10 protein-coding genes and 1 pseudogene are annotated in these 11,981 nt (G+C 70.6%); 4 read left to right on the plus strand and 7 right to left on the minus strand.

Translation table 11 applies throughout. The features are described from left to right. Positions 1 to 127: pseudogene (locus tag ATM97_RS13085) on the plus strand (4-hydroxy-2-oxovalerate aldolase); the annotation flags it as partial. Between the two features lie 7 nt (positions 128 to 134). Here ATM97_RS13085 and ATM97_RS13090 read toward each other — a convergent pair. The 3 genes from ATM97_RS13090 to ATM97_RS13100 all read right to left on the minus strand — a co-directional run bounded on the left by ATM97_RS13090 (position 135) and on the right by ATM97_RS13100 (position 3,963). Continuing rightward, positions 135 to 2,543 (minus strand): MFS transporter, encoded by a 2,409-nt coding sequence (locus tag ATM97_RS13090; protein WP_218718276.1) that lies wholly within the window; start codon positions 2,541 to 2,543, stop codon positions 135 to 137. 176 nt (positions 2,544 to 2,719) lie between these two features. Beyond that, complete coding sequence (locus ATM97_RS13095; RefSeq protein ID WP_218718277.1) at positions 2,720 to 3,097, minus strand: DUF5655 domain-containing protein; 378 nt, start codon at positions 3,095 to 3,097, stop codon at positions 2,720 to 2,722. Continuing rightward, on the minus strand, positions 3,094 to 3,963 hold the full coding sequence (locus tag ATM97_RS13100; protein WP_218718278.1) for a Sir2 family NAD-dependent protein deacetylase: 870 nt from the start codon (positions 3,961 to 3,963) through the stop codon (positions 3,094 to 3,096). Before ATM97_RS13100 ends, ATM97_RS13095 begins: the two co-directional genes overlap by 4 nt. Positions 3,964 to 4,089: 126 nt before the next feature. Here ATM97_RS13100 and ATM97_RS13105 point away from each other — a divergent pair, with 126 nt between their 5' ends. The 3 genes from ATM97_RS13105 to ATM97_RS13115 all read left to right on the plus strand — a co-directional run bounded on the left by ATM97_RS13105 (position 4,090) and on the right by ATM97_RS13115 (position 5,608). After that, a complete protein-coding gene (locus ATM97_RS13105; RefSeq protein ID WP_218718279.1) occupies positions 4,090 to 4,545 on the plus strand; it encodes a hypothetical protein in 456 nt (151 codons plus the stop codon). Then, positions 4,542 to 5,087 carry a hypothetical protein gene (locus ATM97_RS13110; protein ID WP_218718280.1) on the plus strand — a complete coding sequence of 182 codons (546 nt, stop codon included), beginning with the start codon at positions 4,542 to 4,544 and terminating at the stop codon, positions 5,085 to 5,087. The genes ATM97_RS13105 and ATM97_RS13110 overlap by 4 nt, the downstream gene beginning before the upstream one ends. A 170-nt stretch (positions 5,088 to 5,257) precedes the next feature. Then, positions 5,258 to 5,608, plus strand: coding sequence for a hypothetical protein (locus ATM97_RS13115; RefSeq protein ID WP_218718281.1), 351 nt, complete (start codon positions 5,258 to 5,260; stop codon positions 5,606 to 5,608). Here ATM97_RS13115 and ATM97_RS13120 read toward each other — a convergent pair. The 4 genes from ATM97_RS13120 to ATM97_RS13135 form a co-directional block, all read right to left on the minus strand. Next, positions 5,586 to 6,440 carry an acyl-CoA thioesterase domain-containing protein gene (locus ATM97_RS13120; protein ID WP_255587678.1) on the minus strand — a complete coding sequence of 285 codons (855 nt, stop codon included), beginning with the start codon at positions 6,438 to 6,440 and terminating at the stop codon, positions 5,586 to 5,588. The two genes, ATM97_RS13115 and ATM97_RS13120, sit on opposite strands and share 23 nt — an antisense overlap. Before the next feature lie 103 nt (positions 6,441 to 6,543). Continuing rightward, entirely contained in the window at positions 6,544 to 7,395 is an 852-nt protein-coding gene (locus ATM97_RS13125) for an acyl-CoA thioesterase domain-containing protein (RefSeq protein WP_218718282.1), read from the minus strand. After that, positions 7,392 to 11,024: a cobaltochelatase subunit CobN gene (gene cobN, locus ATM97_RS13130; RefSeq protein ID WP_218718283.1), complete on the minus strand. Its 3,633-nt coding sequence runs from the start codon at positions 11,022 to 11,024 to the stop codon at positions 7,392 to 7,394. Before cobN ends, ATM97_RS13125 begins: the two co-directional genes overlap by 4 nt. A 194-nt stretch (positions 11,025 to 11,218) precedes the next feature. Beyond that, positions 11,219 to 11,701, minus strand: a complete 483-nt coding sequence (locus tag ATM97_RS13135) for a hypothetical protein (RefSeq protein WP_218718284.1) — start codon at positions 11,699 to 11,701, stop codon at positions 11,219 to 11,221. Between the last annotated feature and the right edge of the window lie 280 nt (positions 11,702 to 11,981).

Consider the following 11,981-nt stretch of genomic DNA (forward strand, 5'->3'; position numbering starts at 1 on the left):
ACGCTACGGCGTCTCCGCCGCCGAAATGCTCGTCCGCGCAGGCGAACGCAAGCTCGTCGGCGGCCAGGAAGACCAGCTCATCGACATCGCCCTGGAACTCCTGCGCGAAGCCACCCTCACCGCGTGAGCCCGGATCACCGCTGGTGCATGGACTCCTCGGTGTCGTAGCCGAGGGTGACATCGTGGGTGATCTCGCCGCGGGTCACCGAGACCTGGCTGGCCACGGGCGGGTAGCCGCGCGCGACGACGGTGTACTCGCCCTCCGGCAGATCGGGGACCAGGTACTGGCCCTTCTCGTCGGTGCGGGTGGTCGCCGCCGGATCGCCGCCGGCGTCCAGAACGGTGATCTGGACGTCGGCGACCGGGCGGTCGCCGTCCACCCAGGCGGACCCGACCAGGATGGCCATCGGCTCGAGGTCGATGTCGTGATGCAGCGAGCCGGTCTCGGGCACGGTCAGCGCGACCGCCGAGGGGCGCATGTGGTCGGCGACCGCGACCAGCGTGTAGGTCCCGCTGACGACGTCACGGCACACGTACGTGCCGTCCTCGCCGGTGATCGCGGCGCCGACGACGTCGCCTTCGGGATCGGTGAGGGTCACGGTCGCGCCGCACAGGGGTTCGCCCCGGCGCGCCGAGCGCACGATGCCGGTGAGTTCGCCCGCGCCGATGAGCATCAGGTCGACGTGCAGGGCCCGCTCCCCCATCGACACACTCACCGCCTCGGGCTGATGGCCCGCCGCGGCGGCGATCAAGACGTAATTGCCCGGTTGTGGCGCCTCGATGACGTAGGCACCGTCGGCGTCGCCGTTGCCGCGCGCCACCTGGTGGCCGTGCTGGTCGATGAGTGTGAGCGTGGCCGAGGGCACGGGGCGGGCGTCGTCGCGGCGCAGCAGTCCCGCGATGACCCGGCCGGTCGCGGCGGGACGCAGCGAGTCGGCCATCTCGTGCGCGTCGTGCAGGCTGACATCGCGCAGCAGCGTGCCGTCGGAATCCTCCTCGGGCACCGGATCCTCGCGCAGCGGAATCTCTTTCATGAACACCAGCACCAGGCAGGCGACGACGGCGAGGTCGGCGGCGAGCAGGAACACGCCCTGCATGGCGTCGGTGAAGCCCGCGAGGATCGGCACCCGCAGCGCGTCGGGCAGCCCCGCGATCCCGGAGGTGTCGCGCTGCAGCGCGTCGAGACCGGCGGCGTCGAGACCGGGCGGCAGGCTGCCGCCGAACGCGGACAGGATCGACCCGGGCAACCGGTCGAACAGCACGGTGAGGAAGACCGCGACGCCCAGCGTGCCGCCGAGCTGCCGGAAGAAGGTCGCGGACGCGGTCGAGACACCCATCTCGGTGCGCGGCACCGCGTTCTGCGCGGCGATGATCAGCGTCTGCATGCAGCCACCGAGCCCGAAGCCCATGATCGCGCTGTAGGCCAGCGGCTGCCACAGCGGCCCGTCGAAGCCGACCCGGGCGAACAGGGCGCAGCCGATCGCCAGGATCAGCGCACCGAGCACCGGCAGCACCTTGTAGCGCCCGGTGGCCTTGGTGATCAGTCCCGACAGCTGCGCGCCGACCATGATCCCCAGCACCAGTGGCAGCATCAGCAGACCCGCCTCGGTCGGCGAGAAGCCTCGCACCACCTGCAGATACTGCGGGACCATGGTGATCGCGCCGAACATCGAGACACCGATCAGGAAGCCACCGAGGATGGCGATGCTGAACGTCGAGCTACGGAACAGGCGCAGCGGGATCAGCGCCGCGTCCTTCATGAAGTACTCGACGATCAGGAACAGCAGCAGCCCGCCCCCGCAGATTCCGTAGCAGAGCAACGACTTCGGCGAGGTCCAGCCCCACACCCGGCCCTGTTCGGCTACGATCAGCAACGGCACGACGCCGACGATCAGGGTGAGCGCGCCGAGCCAGTCGATCCGGGACCGCACGCGCGCGTGCCGCACGTTCAGCACCTTGGCGACCACCAGGAACGCCAGCACCCCGACCGGCACGTTCACCAGGAACACCCAGCGCCAGCCCTCGATGCCGCCGAGGCTCTCGTAATCGGACAGGAACCCGCCGACCACCGGGCCCAGCACCGTCGCGATGCCGAACACCATCAGGAAATACCCCTGGTAGCGGACCCGCTCCCGAGCCGGCACGATGTCGCCGACGATGGTGAACGCCAGCGACATCAACCCGCCCGCGCCCAGCCCCTGGAAGGCGCGGCAGGCCGCCAGCTGGTACATCGTGGTCGCGAAGCAGCAGGCGGCCGAGCCCAGCACGAACAGCGCGATCGCCAGCAGATAGAACGGTTTGCGGCCGTAGATGTCGGCGAGCTTGCCGTAGAGCGGCGTGGTGACGGTGGCGGTGATCAGATACGCCGTTGTCGCCCATGCCTGTTCGTCGAATCCGTCCAGACTGTTGGCGATCCGGACGATCGCGACGCTGACGATGTTCTGATCGAGCGCGGCGAGGAAGACCCCGAGTAGCAGGCCGGACAGAATCGTGAGTGTCTGGCGATGCGTGAGGCGTGGTTCGGCAACGACGGTATCGGTCATGGAAAAGCCCTGGTTCTGATCGGCTGGCAAGTGGGGGTCGATCACGCGGCCCACACGAGGGCCGACAACCCCGCTGCGAGGAAAACTTTGCGCCGCGGGTGGAACTCTTCATGCACTGGTGCGCAGAGCTTACCCACGTCGTATCCGCCGCCGTCACCGAGGGATCAAGTAACCGATCATTTCGCACCGAAACGATAGGCGGCGGCGATCAGAACTCGCAGTTCCGGTACCCGCGCTTCGGCCAGGGAATGCACGACCACCAGGTGATTCCACCGCGCCCGGCCGACCTGATTCACCCGATACACCGGTGGGCCCGCGATTTCCCGGTCGATCGCGAGCATGATTTGCACGGTGCCTTCCGGATTCCGTCCGGTGATGTTGTAGAGCGATACCCACGCGAACTTGCGCGCGACGCCGAAGCCGATCTGCGATGCCACCGACAGTTCCACCGGACCGTTGGCCGTGATCAATTCCCGTAGCACGGTGAAGATCTCGAGGGAATGGGGTTTGCCCGCGAAGAAGGCGGCGATCGCGTCATCGGGGGAATCGCTCATCGGCGGGCGGTCGCATTCGGGACGGCGAGCCGGTCGGCGAAGGCGCGCAACGTCTCCGAGCAGCCCGCGTGGATGCGCACGGCGGCCAGATCGTCGCCGCGCGTGGGCCCCCGGTTGACGATCACCACGGGCACACCGCGCTTCGCGGCGCGGCGCACGAAGCGCAGACCCGACATCACCGTCAGCGACGACCCGGCGACGAGGACCGCGCGCGCTTGGTCGATCAGGCTGTAGGCGGCGGCCACCCGGTCGGCGGGCACGGTCTCGCCGAAGTAGACGATGTCGGGTTTGAGCAGGCCGCCGCAGCTCGCGCAGTCCAGCATCCGGAAGCGGGCGGTATCGGTGACCACCGCGTCCGCGTCGGGCGCCACTTCGATACCGGTCGCCGAAACATCTTCGGCGAAGCCGGGATTGGCGGCCTCCAGCCGTTCCGCCAGCGTCATGCGCGAGATCATCGCCGGGCAGCGCAGACAGCACACCCGGGCGTAGGTGCCGTGCAGGTCGATCACCCGGCGCGCCCCGGCTTTGGTGTGCAGCAGGTCCACGTTCTGGGTGATGACACCGGAGACCACCCCGGCGCGTTCCAGCGCGGCGACGGCCCGGTGGCCCTGATTCGGCCGGGCCGCGTCCATCCGCCGCCAGCCGAGGTGGTTGCGGGCCCAGTAGCGCTGCCGGAACTCGGCGTCGCCGACGAACTGCTGATAGGTCATCGGGGTGCGCGGCGGCGAGTCGGGGCCGCGGTAGTCGGGGATGCCACTGTCGGTGCTCAGCCCGGCACCGGAGATCACCACGACCCGGCGCCCGGCCAGCAGCTCGGCCGCGCGCTCCACCGCCGCCGCGGTGACGTCCGGGGTGGGATCCACCATGAATCCACTGTACGAGCGGACGCGGGCGCCGCCGGTGGCCGGGTCGCGGCGGCGAACACGCCGACCGGAGTTGCGTGGCGGCGAGGTGCGGCGACATGATGGCTCATCCGCCCGGGGAGGAGACCTGTGTCCGACATCGACGAGTCCGGCCGCACCGCGCTCAACGCCGCGGTTGACGCGACGATCATCGCCGTCCGCCGGATGTTCTACGTCCTGGGCGACGACATCGACCGCACCGAGGGACCGATCGAGTTCACCTTCCACAACGGCGCCACCCTGCTCCTCGACGCCGGTGTCGACGGCGCGGAGCTGCGGATCGGCGCGGCGCCCTGGCGGGACCCGTTCGAACCGCTGGTCGACCCGGTGAACATCGAATACGTCGCCGCCTCGGGCAAGTACACCGCCTTCGACGTCACGGACGAACCGCCCTACGACGCCCTGGCCGGTCGCCGGGTCGACGCGGTCTCGGTCGTGCCGCTGCCCGACGGCAGGCCGCAGGCCGCCACGCTGTACCTCGGCGAGGGCATGGTGAAGGCGGAGTCGATCGCCGACGAGCTGATCGTGACGCTGGTTCCGGCGTGAGTCTTCCCGACCGGCTCCGCGGTCTGTTCCGTCGTCCGGCCTCGGCCGGGCCGAGGTTCGCGACGACCCCGTTGCGCCCGGAGTTCCGTGGCGAGCAGGTGCCGGGCAATCCCGTGTGGCGCGGCAGTCACGTCGCCTATCTCGGCGCGACGGACCGCGCGCGCTTCGCGCTGCACGCGCGCGCCGGGCTGCTGTACACCGCCGACGGCGCCCTGTTCGACACCACCGCGGCGAGCACCCTGTGGTCACCCACCGGTGGGCGCGCGATCTTCGTCATGGACGCCGACGGCGTCCTCTACAGCTCCCCTCGGCATCTGCTCGGCCGGTTCCACCATTCGAGCTTCCTGGCCGGCGGCCCCGTCGCCGCGGCGGGCGAACTGGTGGCACGCGGCGGCCGGATCCTCCTGGTCTCCGACCACAGCACGCACTACCGACCGGCGCGCCGGTTCACCCAGCAGATCCTGGACAGCCTGCGCGCCCACGGGATTCCGACCGACACGGTGTCGATCGAGTTCCATTTCGCCGAGCAGACGGGCACCTAGGCGGGCGCGCACACCTGCCGCCGGGAACAGGGAATGCCCTGGTCCGAGTCCCGGCGGTGGCGATCGGCGCCGAGGACACGACGCGCGGTTGCGCGCGGGCGGGGCCCACTCGAGGCAGCATGGGGCCCGGCGGAGCGGGTGACCGGGTGGCAGGGAAGGTGTGTGGGCGAGTGAGCGCAGCGGTGCCGGGGCAGGTCAGATGGCGGGCGGGATGGGGCGTGGCGGCGGGGTTGTTCGTCGCCGTGTTCGTGCTGGTGCCCGCGACCTTCGCGGTGCAGGACGCGTGGCAGGTGCCCGTGCCGCGCACGATCGCGTTCGCCGAGATGGAGCCGATCCCGACCTCGTACTGGCTCAGCTGGGCACTGACCCTGGCCGCGCTGCTGACCCCGACGCTACTGCTGGTGCTGCTGCCACCGGCCCGTCTCATCGCGCTCGGCTATCTACTGACCACCACCGCGACCGGGTTCCTGCTGTGCGCGACCACCGTGGGCCTGGCGTTCAGCGGCCTCGATCCGGCGTGACCTGGGTCAGCGCGAACTCCTCGGACAGGGTGTCGATGACCGAGCCGTGGATCTGCCGGTGCTCGTTGGCCAGCGCGGTGGTGGTGCAGATCCCGAACGCGCCCTCGGCGTCGTAGAGGACCGCGGCGCCCGCGGCGATGCCGTCGTCGCTGAGATGCGATTCCGCCTCGATGCCCATCTCGAGCCCGATCGGCATGCGCGAGAACGTGATCGAGACATCGGTGTTGATGAACCCGATCCCCTCGGTGCCCCAGTTGGTGACCAGGCTGGTCTGTTCCCCGGCCATGGCGGCGAAGCAGAACGGCGTGGACCGCTCACCCGCGACCACGGGGATATTGCGCACCCACTTGCGTTTCCTGGCGTCGTTCTGGTGCTCGGTCATCTTCACCGACCACCCGTTGCCGTCACTGCCGAACAGGTGCATGGCCTCGTCGACGGTGGCGAGCGCGTCACTCGGCGGCAGCGGCCGCTGCCGCTCGGGGCGCCACACCTCCCCCGGCGGCTGGGTCGACCGCTTCAGCAGCAGCGCGCTGCCCCGCGCGACCGGCTCACCGTCGGAACGCAGCACGATCGCCACCGCACGGACTCGTTTGCCGTCCCGGACCAGCTCGCTGTCGACGGTCAGCGGCACCGCGGGCACCGCGCGGTGCAGGTCGACGGTCAGCCGCGCGGGTGTGAACCCGTCGCCGCAGTAGCGCGCCTCGACCTCGCGGGCGATCAGCCCGCACACCGGCGGACCGGACAGCGTGCTCGGTGCCCACAGGCTCATGGAGAACCGGGTGGGCTGGAAAACGCCGTCGTCCTGCGTGAAGTACGCCGGAGTAGTGCTCATTGCGACTCTCTTCTGCCCTGCGGCCGGCACCCGGGTGCCGTGGTGCGCCCACGCACCACGATCAGAGTAGAACGCGTTCTAGTTTTGGGGCAAGTCGGGCAGTTCAGGCGCGCCGCGCACCGCCACGCGCCGGGATGTAGGCGTCGATGGCCGCGCCGCTGATCTGCCTGCGCTCGTTGGCGACGGCCGACACGGTGCAGACGCCGAACTCACCGTCGGCGTCGTAGAGCACCGCCGAGCCCGCGGCGATGCCGTCGTGACTGAGGTGGTTGCCCGCCTCGATGCCCATCTCCGGACCGATCGGCAGGCGCGCGAAGGTGATCGAGACATCGGTGTTGATGAACCCGATCCCCTCGGTACCCCAGTTCGTCACCAGGCTGGCCTGCTCGCCCGCCATCGCGGCGAAGACGAACGGCGAGCCGGCTTCTCCGGCCACCACCGGAATCCCGCGCACCCACTTGCGTTTACGGGTGTCGTTCTCGTGCCGGGAGATCTCGACCGACCAGCCGCCACCGGAGCCGTCACTGTCGAACAGGTGCACGGTCGGCGCCACCGCGGCCAGCAGTTCCGCGGGCGGCAGCGGAGGCCGCCGCGTCTCGCGCCACACCTGTCCCGGCGGTTGGGCCGAGCGCTTCAGCAACACCGCCGAGGCCCGCGCGACCACCACGCCGTCGGCGCGCAGTACCGCCTGCGCGGCGCGCACCCGGTTGCCCTCGCGGGTCGGCGCGCTGTCCACGGTCAACGGGACCGCGGGCACCGGCTGATGCAGGTCGACGGTGAACCGCGCGGGCACGAAATCGCCGGTGCGGTAATGGTTCTCGATCTCGCGGGCGAGCAGTCCGCACACCGGCGGGCCGGACAGGATCCCGTCGGCCCACAGGCTCCGGCCCCACGACGTCGGCGTGTACACCTCGCCGTCGCGCCGGAAGTACGCGGCGGACTGCTCGGTGCTCACTCCAGCTCACCCTCGGTCTCGAGGTAGACCTGCCGCAGCTTGTCCAGTGTCTCGGGCTCCGGGTGCTCCCACAGCTTGCGCTCGGCGGCCTCGAGCAGCCGTTCGGCGATGCCGTGCAGCGCCCACGGGTTCGACTGCTCCATGAACTTGCGGTTCACCTCGTCGAACACGTAGCTCTCGGAGAGCTTCTCGTACATCCAGTCGGCGACCACGTTGGTGGTGGCGTCGTAGCCGAACAGGTAGTCGACGGTGGCGGCCATCTCGAAGGCGCCCTTGTAGCCGTGGCGGCGCATCGCCTCGAGCCAGCGCGGGTTCACCACGCGGGCGCGGAAGACGCGGGCGGTCTCCTCCGACAGGGTGCGGGTCCGCACGGCGTCGGGACGGGTGGAGTCGCCGATATAGGCCTCGGGATTCTTGCCGGTGAGCGCGCGCACGGTGGCGACCATGCCGCCGTGGTACTGGAAGTAGTCGTCGGAGTCGGCGATGTCGTGTTCGCGGGTGTCGGTGTTCTTGGCCGCCACCGCGATGCGCTTGTAGGCGGTGCGCATGTCGTCGGCGGCGGGGGCGCCGTCGAGGTCGCGACCGTAGGCGTAGCCACCCCAGGTGGTGTACACCTGCGCGAGGTCGTCGTCGGTCCGCCAGCTCTTGGAGTCGATGAGCTGCAGCAGGCCCGCGCCGTAGGTGCCGGGCTTGGACCCGAAGATGCGGGTGGTCGCGCGGCGGGCGTCGCCGTGCTCGGCCAGGTCCGACTGGGCGTGCGCGCGCACGTAGTTCGACGCGGCGGGCTCGTCGAGCTCGGCGACCAGGCGCACCGCGTCGTCGAGCAGGGCCAGTACGTGTGGGAAGGCGTCGCGGAAGAACCCCGAGATGCGGACGGTGACGTCGATGCGCGGACGGGCGAGTTCGTCGAGCGAGATCACCTCGAGGGTGGTGACGCGGCGGCTGGCCTCATCCCACACCGGCCGCACGCCGAGCAGCGCCAGCACCTCGGCGATGTCGTCGCCGGAGGTGCGCATGGCCGAGGTGCCCCACACCGACAGGCCGACCGACTTCGGGTATTCGCCGTGGTCGGCCAGGTACCGGGCCAGCAGCGATTCGGCCATGGCCTGACCGGTCTCCCAGGCCAGCCGCGACGGGACGGCCTTGGGATCGACGGAGTAGAAATTGCGGCCGGTGGGCAACACGTTGATCAGGCCGCGCAGCGGGGACCCGCTCGGACCGGCGGGGATGAAACCGCCGTCGAGCGCGTGCAGGACGCGGGCGATCTCGACACCGGTCTCGCGCAGGCGGGGCACGACCTCGGTCGCGGCGAACCGCAGCACGGTCTTCACCGCGTCGAGGCGGGTGTCCGTGGATTCCGGGTCACCCCCGGCCAGAATCGCCGTGGCGTAGTCGTTCACCAGGGCCTCGACGCTGTCGACCGACCAGTTCTCGGCCTGCAGCGCGCCCAGCAGTTCACGGGCACGCGATTCGACCACGTCCACGCGGTCGCGGGACTCGTCGCCGGCTTCGCTGAGACCGAGGGCCTCGCGCAGGCCGGGCACGTTCTGCTCGCCGCCCCACAGCTGGCGCGCGCGCAGCATGGCCAGCACCAGGTCGAGTTCCATCTCGCCCTCGGGCGCCTGGCCGAGGATGTGCAGGCCGTCGCGGATCTGCACGTCCTTGATCTCGCAGAGCCAGCCGTCGACGTGCAGCAGCATGTCGTCGAAGACGTCTTCCTCGGGACGCTCGGCCAGGCCGAGGTCGTGGTCCATCTTGGCCGCGCGCATCAGCGTCCAGATCTGCTGGCGGATGGCGGGCAGCTTGGCCGGGTCGAGCGCGGAGATGTTGGCGTGCTCGTCGAGCAGCTGCTCCAGCCGGGAGATGTCACCGTAGGTCTCGGCGCGCGCCATCGGCGGGATCAGGTGGTCGACCAGGGTGGCGTGCGCGCGGCGCTTGGCCTGGGTGCCCTCGCCCGGGTCGTTGACCAGGAACGGGTAGATCAGCGGCAGATCGCCGAGCGCGGCGTCGGTACCACAGGAGGCCGACATGCCGAGGGTCTTGCCGGGCAGCCACTCCAGGTTGCCGTGCTTGCCCAGGTGCACCATCGCGTCGGCGCCGAAACCATCGGGCGCGGACAGCCAGCGGTAGGCGGCCAGGTAGTGGTGGCTCGGCGGCAGGTCCGGGTCGTGGTAGATGGCGACCGGGTTCTCGCCGAAGCCGCGGGGCGGCTGCACCATCAGCACCACATTGCCGAAACGCAGTGCGGCGATGACGATCTCGCCCTGCGGGTCGGCGGACCGGTCGACGTAGAGTTCACCCGGTGGCGGGCCCCACGCCTCGACGACGGCCTCGCGCAGGTCGGCGGGCAGCGAATCGAACCAGCGGGTGTAGGTGGCGGCGCCGATGCGGATCGGGTTGCCCTCGAGCTGTTCGGCGCTGAGCCAGTCCGGGTCCTGCCCGCCCGCGGCGATCAGGGCGTGGATCAGCGCGTCGCCGTCGCGCTCCGGCAGACCGGGGATCTCGCCGGGTTCGCCGAGATCGTAACCGGCGGCACGCAGTTCGGTGAGCAGCCGGATGGCGCTGGCCGGGGTGTCGAGGCCGACGGCGTTGCCGATGCGGGCGTGCTTGGTCGGGTAGGCCGAGAGCATGATCGCGATCCGCTTGTCGGCGGCCGGGATGTGGCGCAGGCGGGCGTGGCGCACGGCGATGCCGGCGACGCGGGCGGCGCGTTCGGGATCGGGCACGTAGGTGGACAGGCCGTCGTCGTCGAACTCCTTGAACGAGAACGGCACCGTGATGATGCGGCCGTCGAACTCGGGCACCGCGACCTGGGTGGCGACATCGAGCGGCGAGAGGCCGTCGTCGTTGTCCTCCCACTGCGCGCGACCGCTGGTCAGGCACAGGCCCTGCAGGATCGGCACGTCCAGGGCGGCCAGCGCGGCCACGTCCCAGGCCTCGTCGTCGCCACCGGCCGAGGCGGTGGCCGGCTTGCTGCCACCGGCCGCGAGCACCGTCACCACCAGTGCGTCGGCGCGGCCGAGCAGGGCGAGCAGTTCCGGTTCGGCGGTGCGCAGCGAGGCGCAGTAGACCGGCAGCGCGCGAGCGCCCTTGGCCTCGATGGCGGTGCACAACGCGTCGATGTAGCCGGTGTTGCCCGCGAGATGCTGCGCGCGGTAGTAGACGACCGCGACGGTCGGGGCGTGCGGTTCGAGAATGCGGGCGGCGCGGCCCAGTTCGCCCCAGGTGGGCAGTTCCACCGGCGGTTCGAAGCCGTGGCCGGTCAGCAGGACCGTGTCGGAGAGGAAGTTGTGCAGCTCGCGCAGGTTGTCCGCGCCGCCGGCGGCGAGGTAGTTGTGCGCGTCGGCCGCGACACCCACCGGCACCGTCGAGCACTCCATGAGTTCGGCGTCGGGGGCGATCTCACCGCCGAGCGCGACCATCGGCACCCCGCTCGCCCGCACGGCCTCGAGGCCCTCTTCCCAGGCGCGCTTGCCGCCGAGGATGCGCACGATCACCAGATCGGCACCGTCGAGCAACCCCGGCAGGTCATCCACCAGCAACCGCGCGGGATTGCCCCACCGGTAGTCGGCGCCGCTCGCGCGAGCACTGAGCAGATCGGTGTCGGAGGTGGACAGCAGCAGGATCACAGGGTGAGGCCTTCCTCGGGTGACGCGCCCAACGGGATCGGTTGTCGTGCTCGCCGGAGAGGGTCTGGCTGTTCACAGTGGCGCGACCGCACCGGATTTCCACCGGTTTCCTCGACGCCCGCCGAGCATCCCGATGGTACTGGCCGCCCGTCGACCGCAACTTTCCAGCCCGCGCTCCACGGCGGCGATCAGTGTCAGTGGGTCGGACGGCGGGTGGTGTCGTTGGCGGCGATCGCGTCACCGACCTCGGTGACGGCGGCGCGGATCGTGGCACCGTAGGCGTCGTCGGGGAGGGTGTCCAGGCGTTCCCGAGCCGCGTCGAGGTGGCGGGCGGCGGCCGGGAAGGAGCCGAGCCGACGGAAGTTGTCGGCGAGATCGAGGTGCAGGGAGGGATAGAAGCCGGCCACGTTCAGGTCCGCGTGATGGGCTTGCAGGCGCAGGTCGGTGAGGGCGTCGGCGGCATCGAGCGCGCGGACGTCCCAGACGAGCGCTTCGGCCGGGTCGTCGCAGGTGTCGGCGAGGTAGTGGGTGAGGGTGCAGCGGTGCAGCGGGTCGCCCACGGGGCCGATGTCGGTCCAGACGTCGAGTAGCGCGATTCGTGCTCCTTCGGGGTCCCCGAAGCGAAAGTCCTTTACGCCCTGGGTGATTCGGGCCATGATCGGATCGGTGGTGGTCATCGGAGTCTCCTCGACGGTCGTAGTGGGTGGGGTGGGAGCGGTCGCCGTGGTCGGCGGAGCGGATGGGGAGTAGTCGGTCGGATGTCGCTCGGCGGGACCGCCGCCACGTCCCCGGGCGGCCCGGCACGACGTCGCCTGTGCCGACCGGCAGAGCACAGTGAGCCGGACCCGGCCGTGGTCACCGGGGGGGGTGGCGTCGTCCGCGACCGGGCGGCATGGGATGACCACGGTGAGCTGGTCGCCGCTGTCTGCGGACGCGGAGCGGACGCGGAGCAGCAAA

It is taken from the genome of Nocardia sp. MH4, from assembly GCF_019266065.1.
Taxonomy (GTDB): domain Bacteria; phylum Actinomycetota; class Actinomycetes; order Mycobacteriales; family Mycobacteriaceae; genus Nocardia; species Nocardia canadensis.